Origin of the sequence: Phenylobacterium soli, assembly GCF_003254475.1 — a bacterium.
Classification (GTDB): domain Bacteria; phylum Pseudomonadota; class Alphaproteobacteria; order Caulobacterales; family Caulobacteraceae; genus Phenylobacterium; species Phenylobacterium soli.
In genome coordinates, this window is sequence record NZ_QFYQ01000001.1 from 982,035 (window position 1) to 1,000,114 (window position 18,080).

General features: G+C 70.2%; 12 protein-coding genes. 10 read left to right on the top strand and 2 right to left on the bottom strand.

Annotated elements, in window-relative coordinates:
- Positions 1 to 2: 2 nt before the first annotated feature.
- The 5 genes from DJ017_RS04970 to hisG all read left to right on the top strand — a co-directional run bounded on the left by DJ017_RS04970 (position 3) and on the right by hisG (position 6,126).
- Positions 3 to 614, top strand: coding sequence for a redoxin domain-containing protein (locus DJ017_RS04970; RefSeq protein WP_111527669.1), 612 nt, complete (start codon positions 3 to 5; stop codon positions 612 to 614).
- 10 nt (positions 615 to 624) lie between these two features.
- Positions 625 to 2,271 carry a glucose-6-phosphate isomerase gene (pgi, locus tag DJ017_RS04975; protein ID WP_111529977.1) on the top strand — a complete coding sequence of 549 codons (1,647 nt, stop codon included), beginning with the start codon at positions 625 to 627 and terminating at the stop codon, positions 2,269 to 2,271.
- 290 nt (positions 2,272 to 2,561) lie between these two features.
- Positions 2,562 to 4,040 carry a histidine--tRNA ligase gene (hisS, locus tag DJ017_RS04980; RefSeq protein ID WP_111527670.1) on the top strand — a complete coding sequence of 493 codons (1,479 nt, stop codon included), beginning with the start codon at positions 2,562 to 2,564 and terminating at the stop codon, positions 4,038 to 4,040.
- The gene (locus DJ017_RS04985; protein WP_111527671.1) at positions 4,037 to 5,164 is read left to right on the top strand and encodes an ATP phosphoribosyltransferase regulatory subunit; all 1,128 of its coding nucleotides are present in this window, start codon (positions 4,037 to 4,039) and stop codon (positions 5,162 to 5,164) included. Before hisS ends, DJ017_RS04985 begins: the two co-directional genes overlap by 4 nt.
- Positions 5,161 to 6,126 (top strand): ATP phosphoribosyltransferase, encoded by a 966-nt coding sequence (gene hisG, locus DJ017_RS04990; RefSeq protein WP_111527672.1) that lies wholly within the window; start codon positions 5,161 to 5,163, stop codon positions 6,124 to 6,126. Before DJ017_RS04985 ends, hisG begins: the two co-directional genes overlap by 4 nt.
- A gap of 413 nt (positions 6,127 to 6,539) precedes the next feature.
- On the opposite strand, the gene DJ017_RS04995 is transcribed toward hisG, so the two are convergent.
- Both DJ017_RS04995 and DJ017_RS05000 read right to left on the bottom strand, forming a co-directional pair.
- Entirely contained in the window at positions 6,540 to 8,612 is a 2,073-nt protein-coding gene (locus DJ017_RS04995; RefSeq protein WP_111527673.1) for a M13 family metallopeptidase, read from the bottom strand.
- 127 nt (positions 8,613 to 8,739) lie between these two features.
- Complete coding sequence (locus DJ017_RS05000; protein ID WP_111527674.1) at positions 8,740 to 9,222, bottom strand: copper chaperone PCu(A)C; 483 nt, start codon at positions 9,220 to 9,222, stop codon at positions 8,740 to 8,742.
- A 92-nt stretch (positions 9,223 to 9,314) separates the two neighbouring features.
- On the opposite strand from DJ017_RS05000, the gene DJ017_RS05005 reads away from it, so the two are divergent.
- From DJ017_RS05005 to DJ017_RS05025, 5 genes are all read left to right on the top strand, one after another.
- Positions 9,315 to 11,087 (top strand): cation:proton antiporter domain-containing protein, encoded by a 1,773-nt coding sequence (locus DJ017_RS05005; RefSeq protein ID WP_111527675.1) that lies wholly within the window; start codon positions 9,315 to 9,317, stop codon positions 11,085 to 11,087.
- A 515-nt stretch (positions 11,088 to 11,602) separates the two neighbouring features.
- Complete coding sequence (locus DJ017_RS05010) at positions 11,603 to 12,802, top strand: OmpA family protein (RefSeq protein ID WP_111527676.1); 1,200 nt, start codon at positions 11,603 to 11,605, stop codon at positions 12,800 to 12,802.
- A gap of 182 nt (positions 12,803 to 12,984) precedes the next feature.
- Complete coding sequence (locus tag DJ017_RS05015) at positions 12,985 to 14,766, top strand: SLC13 family permease (RefSeq protein ID WP_111527677.1); 1,782 nt, start codon at positions 12,985 to 12,987, stop codon at positions 14,764 to 14,766.
- 258 nt (positions 14,767 to 15,024) lie between these two features.
- Positions 15,025 to 16,887 carry a ribonucleoside-diphosphate reductase subunit alpha gene (locus DJ017_RS05020; RefSeq protein ID WP_111527678.1) on the top strand — a complete coding sequence of 621 codons (1,863 nt, stop codon included), beginning with the start codon at positions 15,025 to 15,027 and terminating at the stop codon, positions 16,885 to 16,887.
- A gap of 273 nt (positions 16,888 to 17,160) precedes the next feature.
- A complete protein-coding gene (locus DJ017_RS05025) occupies positions 17,161 to 18,030 on the top strand; it encodes a lipid A-modifier LpxR family protein (protein ID WP_111527679.1) in 870 nt (289 codons plus the stop codon).
- The last annotated feature ends 50 nt before the right edge of the window (positions 18,031 to 18,080 follow it).

Below are 18,080 nucleotides of genomic sequence, written 5' to 3' on the forward strand. Positions count from 1 at the left end.
GCATGAGCAAGTTGGCCGCCATCCTCGTCGCACTGCTGGCGCTCGCCGCGCCCGCCCTGGCGCAACCGGTCCTGGGCGCGCCGGCGCCGGATTTCCGCGCCCGCGACGCCGCCGGCCGCACCCGCTCGCTGTCGGAGTTCAGGGGGCGCACGGTGGTGCTGGAATGGGCGAGCGACGCCTGCCCCTACACCCACAAGCACTATGACGCCGGCAACATGCAGCGCCAGCAGGCGGAGGCGGCGAAGGCGGGCGTGGTCTGGCTGACGGTGATCTCGGACGCGCCGGACAGCGCGGGCTACATGACCCCGGCGCAGGCGCGGGCCTGGCGCACCAGGGAGAAGAGCCGGGCGAGCGACATCCTGCTCGATCCTGAAGCCCGGGTGGCGCGCGCCTACGAGGCCAAGGTCACGCCGCACATGTTCATCATCGATGAGGCGGGGAAGCTGGTCTACATGGGCGGCATCGACGACCGGCCCTATGTCGATCCCGAGAGCCTGAAGGGAGCCGAGGACTATGTGCTGGAGGCGCTCGCCGAGCTGAAGGCCGGCAAACCGATCTCGCATCCCGTGACCCGTCCGTACGGCTGCAGCGTTAAGTACGCATCCGCACAATAGAATGAGCGCCATGGACGATCAGAGCCCGCCCGCGACCGACGCTTCCGCCATCGACTACGCCTGGCGCCGCCTGCTGGCGGCCGGGGAGACGGCCCAGGACAGCGAGATCCTGTCGCTGTTCGAGACCGAGCCCGGCCGGGCGGAGCGGCTGAGCGTGACGGCCGCCGGGCTGTTCATCGACCTCTCCAAGCAGCCCTGGTCGCTGGACGACCTGGTCACCGCCCTGGTGCTGGCGCAGATGGCCGGCGTCGAGCCGGCGCGCGAGGCGCTGTTCGCCGGCGCGATCGTCAACGCCTCGGAAGCGCGGCCGGCCCTGCACATGGCGCTGCGCGCGCCCGCGGGCGCGGACTTCAAGGCCGCCGGCGTGGCCGTCTCGGGCGAGGTCGAGGCGACGCGGGCGAAGATGGCCGCCTTCGCCAGGGCCGTGCGCTCGGGCGAGCTGAAGGGCGCGACCGGCAAGGCCTTCCGCGCCATCGTGCACATCGGCATCGGCGGCTCGGACCTCGGGCCGCGACTGATCTGGGAGGCTTTGAAGCCGCTGGAGCCCACGATCGAACTGCGCTTCGCGGCCAACGTCGACCCGGCCGAACTGGCCCAGGCCCTGGCCGGGCTCGATCCGGCCGAAACCCTGGTGGTGGTGGTTTCGAAGAGCTTCACGACCCAGGAGACCCTGGCCAACGGCGAGGCGGCGCGCGCCTGGCTGCGGGCCGCGCTGGGACCGGCCTCGGACGCGCACCTAGTGGCGGTGTCGGCCGCGCCGGACAAGGCCCAGGCCTTCGGCGTGCCGGCCGAGCAGGTGTTCGCCTTCTGGGACTGGGTCGGCGGCCGCTATTCGATCTGGTCGGCGGTGGGCCTCTCCTGCGCGGTGGCCCTGGGCTTCGAGGTCTTCGAGCGGCTGCTGGCCGGCGCGGCGGCCATGGACGATCATTTCCGCACTGCGCCCCTGGAGGCCAACGCCCCGGTGCTCCTGGCCCTGGCGCACGTCTTCAACCGCAACGCCCTTGGCCGGCCGATCCGGGCGGTCGTGCCCTATTCGCAGCGGCTTCGCCTGTTCCCGGCCTTCCTGCAGCAGCTGGAGATGGAGTCGAACGGCAAGTCGGTGACGGCGGACGGGCGGCCGGTGAGCCAGCTCACCGCCGCCTCGGTGTTCGGCGATGCGGGCACCAACGGCCAGCACGCCTTCTTTCAGCTTCTGCACCAGGGGACGGACGTCGTGCCGGTGGACATCCTGGCCGTGCGCGAGGCGACGGACGGCGACCCCGCGGCGCAGAAGAAGCTGCTGGCCAACGCCATCGCCCAGGCCGAGGCGCTGCTGGTCGGCCGGCCCGCGGCCGAGGTGCGAGCCGAACTGGAGGCCAAGGGATTGCCCGCCGCCGAGATCGCGGCGCTCACCCCGCAGCGCACCTTCGAGGGGAACCGGCCCTCAAGCTTCCTCGTGCTCGAGCGGCTGGACCCGGAGCGGCTCGGCGCGCTGATCGCGCTCCATGAGCACAAGGTCTTCGTCGAGGGCGTGCTCTGGGGGATCAACAGCTTCGACCAGTGGGGCGTCGAGCTCGGCAAGTCCCTGGCGAGCCGCGTGCTGGGCGAGCTGGAGGGCGGGACGGCCGGCCACCACGACCCGTCGACGGCGGCGCTGATCGCCCGGCTGAAGGCGTGACCCGGGCAGAGGCGCAGCTGGGGCCGCCGACTCGCTTTCTTCACATATCCCCGCTATAGGCCCAGCCCCATGAGCGGTTTTTCGCATCATCACGGCCACCACCACCATCCGACCCCCGCGGGATCGGCCTGGGAGCGTCTGGCCTAAGCGCAAGCCCCCACCGAGCCCCGCCAATGCGGACGGGGCTCCCCTTGGCTCCGTCCGTCGAGACCTACCCTTAGGACCGACCGATGGACCTTCCGAGCAAGCCTTCCTTGAGTGACGCCGCCGCAGAGGCTAAGCGCGGCGCCATGAGCGACATCCAGCGCCCCGAGGCCCGCACCCCGCGCGGCTTCATCGACCGACGCGCCCGTGACCTGGTGGCGGAGCGGAAGATCCTGACCGCCGTCTCGGCGATCTACGAGCGCTACGGCTTCGAGCCGCTGGAGACGCCGGCGTTCGAGTACGCCGACGCCCTGGGTAAGTTCCTGCCCGACGCCGACCGCCCGAACGAGGGCGTCTTCGCCCTGCAGGACGACCCAGATACGGATTCTGGGCAGTGGATGGCGCTGCGCTACGATCTCACCGCGCCGCTCGCCCGCTTCGCCGCCCAGAACTGGGAGACCCTGCCCAAGCCTTTCCGGCGCTATGCCTACGGTCCGGTGTGGCGCAACGAGAAGCCGGGCCCGGGCCGCTTCCGCGAGTTCGTCCAGTGCGACGCCGACACGGTGGGCTCGGCTCGCCCGGAGGCGGACGCCGAGATCATCGCCATGGCCGCGGAAGGCCTGGTGGCCGCCGGCGTGCCGGCCGGCGCGGCGATCCTGAAGATCAACAGCCGCAAGCTGCTCAATGGCCTGATGGCCTCGGCCGGCGTCGCCGACGACGGCCAGAAGCTCGCGGTGCTGCGGGCGGTGGACAAGCTCGACCGACTGGGCCCGGAGGGCGTGCGCCTGCTGCTCGGCGAGGGGCGTCTCGATGAGTCCGGCGCCTTCACCAAGGGCGCGGGCCTGAGCGCGGCCGCCGCCGAGCGGGTGCTCGCCTTCACCGAGGCCGGCGCAGGCCGGGGCGACACGCTCGGCCAGCTGGCCAATGTCATCGGCGGGTCGGCCGAGGGCGACGAGGGCCTGGCGGAGCTGGCGGCGATCGACGCAGCGCTGACGAGCCTCGGGGTCGGGGCCGCGCAGGCGGTGTTCGATCCGTCCGTCGTGCGCGGGCTCGAGTACTACACCGGGGCGGTGTTCGAGGCCGAGCTGCTGCTCGACGCCACCGACGAGAAGGGTCAGCCGGTGCGCTTCGGCTCGGTCGGCGGCGGCGGCCGCTACGACGACCTGGTGGCCCGCTTCACCGGCGAGCGCACCCCGGCCACGGGCTTCTCCTTCGGCGTCTCGCGCCTGGCGGCGGCCCTGCGAGCGGCCGGCAAGGATGCAGCGTCCGACGTGCGTGGGCCGGTGGTGGTGATCGTCTTCGACCAGGCGCGGATGGCCGACTATTTCGCGGTGGCCGGCGAGTTGCGCGCCGCCGGGCTGCCGGCCGAGGTCTACCTGGGCCAGTCGGGGATGAAGGCGCAGATGAAGTACGCCGACCGGCGGCTGTCGCCGGCGGCGGTGATCATCGGCGAGGACGAGTTCGCCGCCGGGACCGCCACGGTGAAAGACCTCGACCTCGGCCGCGAGCTGGCCAAGGGGGTCACCGACAACGCCGCCTGGCGCGCCGAGCGCCCGGGCCAGGCGACCGTCGCCCGTAGCGAGCTGGTGGCGACCATCAAGAAGATCCTGGACCCCCGCCCGTGAGAACCGAGCCCCCCGTCCCGCCCGAGGCGCTCGGGCGGATCCGCGCCGCCCTGACGCCGAACGCGCAGGCGGTCGACGCGCCGATCCTGCAGCCGCTCGGCCTGCTGCTCGACCTCGCCGGCGAGGCGATGCGGGCGCGACTGTTCGTGGTCCAGGCCGAGGGCGGTTCCGAGGCCTGCCTGCGGCCCGACTTCACCGTCGCGGTGGCGCGCAGGCATATTGAGGGCGGGGGCGCCTCGGGGCGCTATTTCTACGAGGGTCCGGCGTTCCGGGCCGCGCGCGGCGAGGAGCCGGACGAGTTCGTGCAGATGGGGGTGGAGCAGTTCGCCCCCGCCGGCGAAGCCGCGCCGCCGGCCGACGCCGAGATCGCCGCCGCCGCCTGGCGGGCGGCCGCAGCCGGCGGGCGCAAGGACCTGACGCTCTGGCTGGGCGATGTGGGGCTGTTCAGCGCCTTCATCGACTCGCTCTCCCTGCCGGCGGCGCTCGCCGCGCGGCTGAAGCGGGTGGCCGGCCGGCCCCGGATGCTGGCCGCCGAGCTGGCGCGGGCCGGCGAGGCGCCCAAAGAGGCGCTCGAGAGCAGCCGGCTCGCGGGGCTCCTGGCCGGGCGCTCGCCCGAGGAGGCGACGGCTTTGCTGGAAGAGGTCTGGGCCCTGGCCGGCATCGAGCCGGTGGGCGGACGACGGCCCGCCGAGATCGCCGCCCGGCTGGCGCGCCGCTCCGACGCGGCCGCGGCGCCGGCGCTGGGCCTCGCCGAAGCCCGCGCCATCGGCGAGTTCATGGCCATCTCCGACGTCCCGGCCGCCGGCCTGCCGAAGGTCAAGGCGCTGGCGGGCCGCAAGGCGCCGGCCTTGGACAAGGCGCTGGACGACTGGCTGGTGCGCCTGGAAGCCCTGGCCGAGGCCGCGCCCGTGGAGGCCATGCGGTTCGCCCCGGCCCTCGGCCACGCCTTCGACTACTACGACGGCCTGACCTTCGAGATCCGCAGCCAGGCCCTTGGCGCGGAGCGGCCGGTGGCCGTCGGCGGCCGCTATGACGGCCTGCTCGCCCGGCTGGGCGGCCAGTCGGGCCGGGCGGTGGGCTGCATGGTGCGGCCCTGGCGCGCGTTCGCGGGAGGCGAGGCATGAGCGGTCCCCTGATCATCGCCGTGCCCTCCAAGGGCCGCCTCAAGGAACAGGTGGAGGAATGGCTGGGCGACTGCGGGCTCGACCTGCAGTCGGTGGGCGGGGCGCGCGGCTACATCGCCAGGCTGAGGCGCCTGCCCGACGCCCAGGTGCGGCTGCTGTCCGCCTCCGACATCGCCGACGCCCTGGACGCCGGCGAGGTCCACCTCGGGATCACCGGCGAGGACCTGCTGCGCGAGCGGGGCGAGGATCTCGACGCGCGGGTCATGCTGCTCAAGGCGCTGGGCTTCGGCCGCGCCGACCTGGTGGTGGCGGCCCCTAAGAGCTGGCTCGACGTGGAGACCATGGCCGACCTCGAGGAGGTGGCCCACGAGCACCTGGCCCGCACCGGCCGGCGGATGCGGGTGGCCACCAAGTACCTGGCCCAGACCCGCGCCTTCTTCGCCCGCCACGGGGTGGTCGACTATCGGATCACAGAATCGTCGGGCGCCACCGAAGGCGCGCCGGCGTCCGGCGCGGCCGAGCTGGTGGTCGACATCACCACCACCGGCGCGACCCTGGTCGCGAACGGGCTCAAGGTGATCTCAGACGGACTGATCCTGAAGAGCCAGGCCCAGCTCGCGGCGAGCCTCCAGGCGCGCTGGAGCCAGACCCAGGCGGCCGCGGCCGAGCGGCTGCTGCGGATCGTCGAGGCGCGGACCGCGGCGCGAAACAGCGCCACCCTCACCTGGCCGGCTACCGGCGGGGCGGAGGAAACGGCCGCGGTCGACCGACTGGTGGCGGCCGGCGCCTCGAAGCGGCCGCACGGCCTGCTGGTCGATGCCGGCCAGCTGGCCGACGCCTCCCTGGCGCTCACCGCCGCAGGGCTTGGGCCCGTCACGGCGGCGCGTCCGGACTTCGTCTTCGAGGTCGGCTGCCCACCGTTCGAGCGCCTGAAGGCGCGACTGGCCGAACGCGTTATTTGACGGTTCTGTCAAAAAACGGCGTAAATTTTTGTCCGCTCGCGAAATTCTGATCCAGCCTTGCCGGGAACTGCGCTGCTGACCGTTGACTCAGGCAGAAAATTGCCGTTCCTTCATGTGGCGAGAGACATGAAGGCGACTAGTCCCGAGGTCTCCGGCGTTTCGGGGAGGAAACGCCCGCTCATTAGAGCGACTGCTCAAGATGAGGCCCGCTGCGATTATCCCCCGCAGCGGGCCAAATTTTTGTCAAAAGCGAATTTTTAGCGTCAGCGTCAAAAACGTCCCTGTCCTTCAGGGCGGGTGACGAACGGCGCGAGAAGGGTGGGGCGACCAGGGCCAGGCTCCCGCCTGTCCCCGCACCTCCCCACCCTGTCCGCTTCGCGGAGGTCCCATCCCCGTGAGGGGGAGGGAAGAAGTCACCAGATCCGCACGCGGTCCGCCGGGGCGACGTACATCTTCTCGCCGGGCTTCACGCCGAACGCCTCGTAGAAGGCGTCGATGTTGCGAATCGGCACGTCGACCCGCGCCTGGTTGGGCGAGTGCGGGTCGGAGACCAGCTGCTGGCGCAGACGGTCCTCGCGCATCTTGCCTCGCCACACCTGGGCCCAGCCCAGGAACACCCGCTGTTCGCCGGTCAGGCCATCGATCACCGGCGCCGGCTGGCCCTTCAGCGAGGCGTGATAGGCGTCGAGCGCCAATAGCAGGCCGCCGAGGTCGGCGATGTTCTCGCCCATGGTCAGGTCGCCGTTGATCTTCGCGCCAGGCAGGACCTCGAAGGCCGAGTACTCCTTGCCGAGCTTGGCCGCCTCGGCTTCGAAGCGCTTGGCGTCCTCAGGCGTCCACCAGTCGGTGAGCCGGCCCTTCGCGTCGTAGCGGCGGCCCTCGTCGTCGAAGCCGTGGGTCAGCTCGTGGCCGATCACCCCGCCGATGCCGCCATAGTTGATGGCCGGGTCGCCGTCCGGGTCGAAGAACGGCGGCTGCAGGATGGCGGCCGGGAAGACGATCTCGTTGCCGGTCGGGTTGTAGTAGGCATTGATGGTCGGCGGGGTCATGCCCCACTCGGCCTTGTCCACCGGGCCGCCGAGGCGGCCCACCCGGAAGTTCCAGTCGAAGGCGGCGGCGCGCTGCACGTTGCCGTAGAGATCGCCGTCCTTGATCACCAGGCCGGAGTAGTCGCGCCACTTATCCGGGTAGCCGATCTTGACCCGCAGGGTGGCGAGCTTCTCGAGCGCTTTTTCCTTGGTCTGCGGGCTCATCCAGTCGAGCTTCTCGATCCGCGCCTTCATGGCCGTGCGGATGTCGCCCACCAGGGCCAGCATCTTGGCCTTGCTCTCCGGCGGGAAGTAGTCGGCCACATAGACCTTGCCGAGCGCCTCGCCGATCTGGGTGTCGACCAGGGAGACCCCACGCTTCCAGCGCGGCTGCTCGGCCTGTTGGCCGGCCAGGGTCTTGTTGTGGAAATCGAAGTGCGCCTCGTCGAAGGCCTTCGTCAGGTAGGGCGCGGCCTGGTCGGCGAGGGTGAAGGCCTCCCAGGCCTTGAGCGTCTCGAGCGGGGTCTTGGCGTAGAGCTCCGCGATCTTCGGGAAGGCGGTCTTCTCCCCGACCACCACCTGGTTGACCTTGGTGAGCCTGGCGCCGGTCAGGAAGGCGCTCCAGTCGAAGCCGGGAGCCAGCTTGGGCAGCTCCGCCACGGGCGTGGCGTTGTACATCTTGACGTCGTCGCGCCGCTCGGCGCGGGTCCAGGAGGCCTTCGCGATCTCCGTCTCGAAGGCGACGATCGCCTTGGCGTTCTCGGCCGGCTTGGGCCAATGGGCCAGGGTCAGCATCTTCGCCACGTACTGCTCGTACTTGGCCTTCTGCGGGGCGAAGCTGGGCTGCAGGTAGTAGTCGCGGTCCGGCATGCCGAGGCCGGCCTGGCCGAGATAGACCGCATAGTGGTCCGGGTCCTTGGCGTCCTCGGCCATGCCGGCCGAGAAGATGGAACCGCCGAAGCCGGCCATGGAGGCGCCCATCATGCGGGCGATGTCGCTCTTGGACTTGGCCGCCTTCACCCGGGCGAGGTCGGCCGCCATCGGCTTGGCGCCGAGCGCCTCGACCTTCTGCTCGTCGAGGAAGCTGCGGTAGAGGGCGCCGACCTTGGCGCGCTCGCCCGTGGCGGCCTTGTCCGCGGCGGCCTTGTCGACCACGGCGCGCATGCGGTTCTGCGACAGCTCGTTGAGCACGTCGAAGGAGCCGTAGCGGGTGCGGTCGGCCGGGATCTGCAGGGTCTTGAGGTACGCGCCGTTGGCGTACTGGAAGAAGTCGTCGCCAGGGCTCACGGCGAGGTCGCGGCTGGAGAGGTCGTAGCCCCAGGTCCCAAGGCGCGGCGCCTTGGTGAGGTCGGTCGCGGGGCCTGCCGTCGCGGCGGCGGGCGCAGCCGTCTCGGCCAGCGCCGGACAAGCGGCGAGGAGGGCGGTCGCCGCGGCGGCCGCAAACCAGAAGGTCTTCATAGGATAGATCTCACCCCGAATAGTTCACTGGCGCGACCATGCCCTCTCCCAGCGGAATAGGGACGTTATTTTTTCGTCACGATCAGGAAGCCGGGGAGATCAGCTCCCCTGATATGGCAGGCCGGGTTCAGTGGCCCTTATGATCCATATGGTCCATCGCCCCCGCGGCGCCCCCCGGCGCGCCCGCGCCGACGGCGAAGTCGACCTTGACCTTGCGGCCGCCGGTGAAGGTGAGCGTGGCGGGCAGTTTGTCCCCGGCCTTCAGGGCCTTGGCGAGGCCCATGAACATCAGGTGGTAGCCGCCGGGCGCGAAGGTCACCATGCCGGCCGGCGGGATATCCACCTTGGACTGGGCGGTCATCGTCATCACCCCACCGGTCATGGCCGAGCGATGGATCTCCACCTTGCGCGCCAGCGGGCTCTCGACCTTCACCAGGGCCTGGGGCGTCTTGCCATGGTTCATCAAGGTCATGAAGCCGGCGCCGGTGGTGCCCTGCACGGCCGGCCGGCTCCAGGCATCGGAGACCATGATCGGGCCTGACATCTGGGCGCTGGCGCCAATCGGCGCGAGGGCGAAGGTGGCGACGGAGGCGAAGACGATCGGGCGCATGGCGGCGTCTCTATGCCTTTGGGGGGATTCCGCAAGCGGGCGGGCCTAGGTCATAGTGACCAATCGAAGTCGTCGCGAACCCAGGAGCGCTGATGGAAAGCCACGTCCAGCCGGGCGCCTACAAGGACGTGGTGCTGTTCCTGGCCACCGCCGGGGTGGTGGTGCCGCTGTTCCGGCGCTGGCGCGTGAGCCCAATCCTCGGGTTCCTGGCGGCGGGCGTTCTGCTCGGCCCCTATGGGCTCGGCCGGCTGGCGCACGAGGTGAGCTGGCTCTCGGCCCTGACCATCGACAATCCCGACGAGGTCGCCCAGCTCGCCGAGTTCGGGGTGGTGTTCCTGCTGTTCACCATCGGGCTGGAGCTCTCCTGGGAGCGGCTGCGGCGGATGCGCCGCTTCGTCTTCGGGCTCGGCGCGGCCCAGGTGCTGGTCTGCATGGCGGCGGGGGCGGGCACGGCCCTGGCGCTCGGCCAGCCACTGGGCGCGGCGATCTCGCTAGGCTGCGCCCTGTCGCTGTCGTCGACGGCGGTGATCATGCCGACGCTCGCCGAGAGCCATCGCCAGCACACCATGGCCGGGCGCGCCACCTTCTCGGTGCTGCTGTTCCAGGATCTGGCAGTCGCGCCGATGCTGGTCGGCCTGGCCCTGCTCGGCCGCCAGGCCGACGCGGTGCTGACGCCCAACCTGCTGGTCGCCTTCGCGCCGGCGGTGCTGGGCATCGCCACCCTGGTGGTCATCGGCCGGCTGCTCCTGCGGCCGATGCTGCGCTCGGTGGCCAAGGCCAAGAGCGAGGAGCTGTTCGTGGCCGCCTGCCTGCTGGTGGTGATCGGCTCGGGCCTGGTCAGCGCTTTCGCCGGCCTCTCCATGCCGCTGGGCGCCTTCATCGCCGGCCTGCTCCTCGCCGAGACTGAGTTCCGGCACGAAGTCGAGGTGGTGATCGAGCCGTTCAAGGGCCTGCTGCTCGGCCTGTTCTTCGTCTCGGTGGGAATCGGGCTCAACGTGCCCCTGCTGCTCGACCATCCGGCGACCGTGCTCGGCCTGGCGGCGGGCCTGGTGACGCTGAACGCCACCGTGGTCTTCGGCCTGGCGCTGCTCTTCCGCCTGCCCTGGCGCAGCGCCCTCGAGGCGGGGCTGTTGCTGGCGGCGGGGGGCGAGTTCGCGTTCGTGATCCTCGGCCAGGCCATGGAGGGCGGGCTCGTATCCGCACCGCTCGGCCAGAGCGTGCTGGTCGCCGTCACCCTGACGATGATCGCCATCCCCGCCCTGGCGACGGCGGGCGCGCGCATCGGCGGCCGGCGGGCCGCCCCGCCCGACCTGCCGCCGAACCCGGAGGCTGCGCCGGGCCCGAAGGTGCTGGTGGCGGGCTATGGCCGGGTCGGCAAGCTGGTGGGCGAGATGCTGAACGCCCACGAGATCGCCTGGGTGGCCGGGGAGGAGGACCAGCGGCTGGTCGAGGCCGGCCGCCACGCCGGCGCGCGGGTCTATTTCGGCGACGCCTCGCGCCCCGAGTTCCTGATGCGCTGCGGCCTGGCCGAGGCGGCGGCCTTGGTCGTCACCATGGACAATCCGGAAGGGGCGGAAACTATCGTAGAGGTTGCACGCCAGCTGCGTCCCGATCTAACCATTGTGGCGAGGGCCCGCGACGCCCGCCACGCCAAGCGGCTCTACGAGCTGGGCGCCACGGACGCGGTGCCGGAGACCGTCGAGGCGAGCCTGCAGCTCTCCGAGGCGGTGCTGGTGGAGATCGGCGTGCCGATGGGCCTGGTGATCGCCTCGGTGCACGAACGGCGGGACGGATTCCGCGCCGAGCTGAACCGGCCCGACGCGCTTGGCGGTCGCCGCCGGATGGCCCGCCGCAACGCGGGCTGATCGGCGCCTAAATTGCGGCGGAAAACTTGAGATAGATCACGGAACCAAGCGCAGCCGTGGGCGTTAAGGGGCGGCGCAACATTGGGGCGCGTAGGGCTGTTCAGTGGGGCTGAATGTCGCCGGTAGGCACCGATCCGGAGCTTGCGGAAGCGTTTGCGACGCCAAATTGGCGCTGCGACCTCGCGTCCACTTTACAAGCAAATCCAAAGACTTCTCCGGCCTTGGCGCGTAGGGCGCGCCGGTCGAGCGCAGGTGCTGCATTAAGATTTTACACAAGCTTCGATGGTTCGGATGGACGCCAGGCCCATCAGGACCATCGTCGGGGAGTCTGTCTCCCCGCCTCCGCATCCATTGCAGAGGGGATCATCGTCTAAGGTCCTGGCCTAGGCTGAAACGGGCCCCGAGATTGCGGACTGAGTGTGGCTTCGGCGACACTTACGTGACCGAGGGGCCTTGATATAAGAACCGCTGGGTCAATTGGCCGCAGCACTGAGGGCAACGAGAGGGCTCTGAGAATGAAGTTCAAACTCCTGGCGGGAGCCGCAATGGCCGCGGTGTTCACCGCTTCCGGCGCTGCCGCGCAACCCGGTTGGTACGGCGCGGTCGATCTCGGCTACCACTGGCCGGAAGGCCTCCGGGCGACCTCTTCGACGAACGCCGCCAACGGCATCCCCTACACCTGGGATTTCAACCAGAAGGAAGACTGGGCGGGCTTCGCGCGCCTTGGCTACCAGGTCAGCGATCACTGGCGCGTCGAGCTCGAGCTCGGCTATCGCGGCGGTGACCTCGACTCGGTCCGCGGCGGCTCGAACCAAGCCGTCATCGGCCTCTGCACCCCCGGTGTGATCCGCTCGGCCACGGCGCCGAACTGCGGCTCGCCGGACGGCGACATGAAGTCGTGGACCGTCCTCGGCAACGTCATCTACGACATCCTGCCGGAGTCGAACCTCAATCCGTTCATCGGCGCCGGCGTCGGCGTGAACCACCTGTCGGTGAAGGCGAACGGCCAGTTCTCCAACATCCCGGGCGTGATCTCCGCGACCAACCCGGCGATCCAGAACCTGACCATCGACGACGACGACACCTCGTTCGCCTGGCAGGTGCTGGCCGGCCTGGCCTGGAAGGCCACCGACCGCCTGAACGTCGACCTGACCTACCGCTACCTGAGCGGCGCGGACTCGACCTTCGCGTCCACCGGCTCGGCCGCGGCCGGCCTGCAGCCCGGCACCTTCAAGGGCAAGTACAAGGACGACTCGCTGACGCTCGGCCTGCGCTACTCGTTCGCGCCGCCGCCGCCTCCGCCGCCGCCGCCCCCGCCGCCGCCGCCGCCTCCCCCGCCGCCTCCGCCTCCGCCGCCGCCGCCTCCGCCGCCGGCCTTCGAGGCGAAGCAGTTCATCGTGTACTTCCCCTTCGACCAGTACATCCTGACGCCGGAAGCGCAGCAGGTCGTGCAGGAAGCGGCCAAGTACGCGAACGACGGCCATGCGACCAAGGTCGTGGTCGTCGGCCACACCGACACCTCGGGCTCCACGGCCTACAACCAGCGTCTGTCGGAGCGCCGCGCCAAAGCGGTCGCCGACGCCCTGGTGGGCCTGGGCGTGAACCAGACCGCCCTGGCTGTCGACTGGAAGGGCGAGACCCAACCGGCCGTGCAGACCGGCGACGGTGTGAAGGAGCCGCTGAACCGTCGTTCGACCATCGACATCAACTTCTGATCTCGATCTGACGACGGCTTCTTCGGAAGTCTCTAGGGAGAGCCCGGCCGCGAGGCCGGGCTCTTTCCGTTTGGGGCTCTCGAAATTCGGGGATCAACAAAGCAGCCTTACGGCCACGTTGTGCGTTTCATGCCCAGGCCATCCCAGGAATCCCGGATGGGGGATCGGGCCAGGGAGAACGCATGACCTATCAGCAGGTCCTGGCCTTCGGCCTGGTCGTGGTGACGATCGGCTGCTTCGTCTGGGGACGCTTCCGTTACGACGTCGTCGCCCTGGCCGCCCTGATGGCGGGCGTGGTGCTGGGCGTCGTGCCCGCCAAGAAGGCCTTCGACGGCTTCTCCAACGACGTGGTGGTGATCATCGGCTCGGCCCTGGTGGTCAGCGCCGGCTTCGCGCGCTCGGGCCTGATCGAGGCCCTGCTGAGGCCGATCGCGCCACGGCTGAAGAGCGCCGCCAGCCAGGTGCCGGTGTTCGTCGGGGCGGTGACCCTGCTCTCCATGGCCACCAAGAACGTCGGCGCCCTGGCGATCATGATGCCGATCGCCCTGCAGACCGCCCGCCGCACCGACACCCCCCCCAGCCGGCTGCTGATGCCCATGGCCTTCGGTTCCCTGCTCGGCGGCCTGGTGACCCTGGTCGGCACCTCGCCCAACATCATCGTCTCCGAGGTGCGCCAGAACCTGTTCGGCGCACCGTTCGGCATGTTCGACTTCGCCCCCGTCGGCCTCGCACTCGCCGCTATGGGGATGGTTTTCCTGTGCTTCGCCTACCGCCTGCTGCCGCGCTCGCGTCCGCCCGGCGAGACCCTGGAGGCGGCGCTCGAGGCCAACACCTACGTCACCGAGGTGCGCGCGCCGGATGACTGGACCGGCCCCTACCGGCGCATCGGCGACCTGCACAAGGCGGGCGAGGGCGACGTCGCTGTCATCGCCCTCCTGAGGGACGGCAAGCGGCGGTCGCGGCCGCACCCCAACACCCACCTCCAGGCGGGCGACGTCCTCCTCCTGGAAGGCGCCCAGCAGGCCCTCGACGGCCTGATCTCGCGCGCGAAGCTGAAGCTGACCCGCTCGGACCGGCCCGTGGCCATGGAGGAGCCGACCGAGGAGGTGCTGCTGGTGGAAGGGGTGGTCGCGCCCGATTCCATGCTGGGCGGCGAATCGGCCCAGCGCCTCGACCTGCACGGCAAGCACGGGGTGAACCTGCTGGCGGTGAGCCGCAGCGGCTACCGCCTGAACCAGGCGTTGAACACGGTGCGCCTGCGGCCCGGGGACATCGTCCTGCTGCAGGGCGGCGAGCGGACCATGCCGGGCGCCCTCAAGACCCTCGGCGTGCTGCCGCTGGTGGAACGCGACGTGCGGCTGGGCGGCCTTCGCCGGGCGTTCGCGCCCCTGGCGATCCTGACGACCGCCATGCTGCTGGTCGCCTTCCACGTCGCGCCGGTGTCCATCGCCTTCTTCGGCGCGGCCGTGGCCATGGTGGCGTTCGGCGGCCTTCGCATGCGCGCGGCCTATTCGGCGCTCGACGGCCCGGTGCTGGTGCTGATGGGCGCCCTGATCCCGGTGGGCGAGGCGATCCACGCCACCGGCGGGGCGGAGGTGGCGGCGGCCTTCCTGTCGCAGATCCTCGGCCCCGCCCCGCCGCTGCTGGGCCTTGGCCTTCTGATGCTGCTGTCGATGCTCAGCGCGCCCTTCATGCACAACGCGCCCACGGTGCTGGTCTTCGCGCCCATCGCGGCCGGATTCGCCCGCCACCAGGGCCTCAACCCCGACGCTTTCCTGATGGCGGTGGCCGTCGGCGCCGGCTGCGACTTCCTCACGCCCATCGGCCACCAGTGCAACACCCTGGTCATGGGACCGGGCGGCTACCGGTTCTGGGACTACCCTCGATTGGGCGCGCCGCTCTCCCTGCTCGTCCTGGTCGTGGGCACCCTGCTCATCTCCATGGTGTGGCCGCTGAGGGGTTGAGTCCGGGCCGGTCACACTCTCGTGAGCGGGGTGACCTTGCGGCGCCGCCAAGGCCTTGATCTGCCGAGAGCGGCCTTACCGCGTTAAGGTCTGGTTAACGAAAAAACCTGGGCGCCGATGAGCTGTCCTCATTGACGACTCCTTAGGCTCTGTGTCCCCATATGTGGGTTGTTCGGGCGTGTCGCCCACAACATCTTGGGGGCGCGAGGCGGGCTGGGGTGAGGCCGTAAGTCTCGCAAAAGTATGGATTTGGGGACGATGAGCGAAGCGGCGAAGGTTGGGATTGCCGAAACGGCGGGCCAGGTCCAGGCGCGGCCGGAACGTCCGCAGCTGCAGCTTGTGCGCAAGGTGGAGGTGGATCGCTCGCGCGACGCCAACCTGACCGACTTCGGCAAGACCACGCTGGAGGACCGCTACCTGCTGCCGGGCGAGTCCTATCAGGACATGTTCGCCCGGGTGGCCACGGCCTTCGCGGACGACGCCGAGCACGCCCAGCGCATCTACGACTACATCTCCAACCTGTGGTTCATGCCGGCCACGCCGGTGCTGTCGAATGGCGGCGCGGCGCGCGGCCTGCCCATCTCCTGCTTCCTCAACGCCGTGCCCGACAACCTCGACGGCATCGTCAGCGTCTGGAACGAGAACGTGGCGCTCGCCTCCAACGGCGGCGGCATAGGCACCTACTGGGGGGGCGTCCGCTCGATCGGCGAGAAGGTGAAGGGCGCGGGCCAGACCAGCGGCATCATCCCCTTCATCCGCGTGATGGACTCCCTGACGCTGGCGATCAGCCAGGGCTCGCTGCGCCGCGGCTCGGCGGCGGTCTATCTCGACGTCCACCACCCGGAGATCGAGGAGTTCCTGGAGATCCGGAAGCCGTCGGGCGACTTCAACCGCAAGTCCCTCAACCTGCACCACGGCATCTCGATCACCGACGAGTTCATGGAGGCGGTGCGCGACGGGGCGATGTTCGGCCTGCGCAGCCCCAAGACCGGCGAGGTGATCCGCGAGGTCGACGCCCGCACGCTCTGGCAGAAGATCCTCGAGATCCGCCTGCAGACCGGCGAGCCCTACCTGATCTTCTCCGATACCGTGAACCGCTCGATGCCGCAGCATCAGCGCGAGCTCGGCCTGTCGGTCCGCCAGTCGAACCTGTGCTCGGAGATCATGCTCCACACCGGCAAGGACCACCTGGGCCAGGAGCGGACCGCGGTCTGCTGCCTCTCCTCGGTCAACGCCGAGAAGTTCCTCGAGTGGCGCGACCATCCGACCTTCATCGAGGACGTGATGCGCTTCCTCGACAACGTGCTGGAGGACTTCATCCAGCGCGCCCCGCCGGAGATGGCGCACGCCGTCTACGCCGCGACCCGCGAGCGCTCGGTGGGCCTGGGCCTGATGGGCTTCCACTCCTTCCTGCAGCAGCAGAACGTGCCCTTCGAGAGCGCCCTGGCGAAGAGCTGGAACATGCGCCTCTTCAAGACGCTGCGCCGCCAATGCGACGCCGCCTCGCGGACCCTGGCCGCCGAGCGCGGCCCGTGCCCGGACGCCGCCGAGCGCGGGGTGATGGAGCGCTTCAGCCATAAGCTGGCGATCGCGCCGACCGCCTCGATCTCGATCATCTGCGGCGGCACCAGCGCCGGCATCGAGCCGATCCCGGCCAACATCTACAGCCACAAGACTCTGTCGGGCACCTTCGCGGTGAAGAACCCCTACCTGGAGCGCCTGCTCGAGGAGAAGGGCCAGAACACCCCGGCGGTGTGGGACTCCATCCTGCAGAACGAGGGCTCGGTCCAGCACCTGGACTTCCTCAGCCAGGACGAGAAGGACGTCTACAAGACCGCCTTCGAGATCGACCAGCGCTGGGTCATCGAGCTCGCCGCCGACCGCACCCCGGACGTGTGCCAGTCGCAGTCGGTCAACGTCTTCCTGCCGGGCGACGTCGACAAGTGGGACCTGCACATGCTGCACTGGATGGCCTGGGAGCGGGGCTGCAAGAGCCTCTACTATCTGCGCTCCAAGTCGGTGCAGCGGGCGGCCCACGCCGGCGGCGAGGTGGCCGAGCAGGTGGTCGACATGGCCGGCGCGGCCAAGACGGACTACGAGGAATGCTTGGCCTGCCAGTGAGTTAGGCCAGTAGCTCAGGTCAGATGAAAAGAGCCCCCGGCGGCGACGCCGGGGGCTTTTTCGTGTCCGGCGTCTTGGTTAAGGCCGGACCGGGGCGAAGCCTCGCTGTTTCAGGCATTCGCGCCCGCTCAGCGCCCCCGATTGAGGCACATCAAGGTGCTGTCACGAATTCCATTTAGGCACGGGAACTGCATTTCATTTTGCGACTTTGAAGGTCCGTGGAATGGTGCGGGATAACCGCGCTACAAAAGAAGCGGGCTGGGAGAACGTCTGATGAGGCGGTTGGCTGTTCTGGCCATCGTCCTGGGTTGTGGCGCCGGATGCGGCGCCCTAAGCGGCGCCTGGAGCGGCACGGCGATGGCCGCGCCGGCGGCGAAGGCCCACGCATCGACCCGCGACGCCCTCGCGCAGGCGGCGTTCAAGCCGAACATCAAGCCCGTCGAGACCGACCCGATCGGCGCCCTGCTCGACCACGACACCTATGCCCCCGGCGCCGGCCTGGTGAGCTGGCGCACCGACGAGGCGGCGCTGTCCGCCCGCTCGGACGGCCCCATCGATTCGCTACGTATCCGCCAGGGCGCGGTCGTGGCGCGGCCCGGCGACCTTCCGCTGACCCAGCGCTCCGCCGTCGACCCGAGCGACTACGAGGTCAGCGTGATCCGCAAATGGCCCGGCGCGGTGAGCTTCGACGCCGGCCGCCTGGCGGTGGACGTCTCGCCCCACGCCGGGGTCGGGGTGATCGGCGGCGACCGGGCCGGCGGCGGCTCGGCCGAGGCCGGCGCCACCCTCTCGGTCTCCAAGGCCGACCTCGCCGGCGAGCGGCTGAAGTCCATGGGCGTCAAGGATGGCTCCGCGTTCGGCGACCAGGGCCGCTGGTATCTCTTCGCCGCCGCCTCGGGCCGCGCGGTCGGCATGAACATGCTGCACGGCGAGAGCGGCTGGAACCGGGCCGGCTGGTCCACCGACGCGACCTCCAAGCTGGTCGGCGACACCCAGGTCGGCGTCGGCTGGCGGCGCGGCGCGGTGCAGACCTCGGTCGGCTATGTCCACCGCAAGGTGAAGGGCGAGCACGTCATGTACGGCATCGACCCGCACGACGACGACATGGTCGCCTTCTCCCTGTCGATCCGCCCGCGGAAATAGCGGCGGAATACGCAAGGGGACGCAGAAGGGCGGCTTCGGCCGCCTTTTTA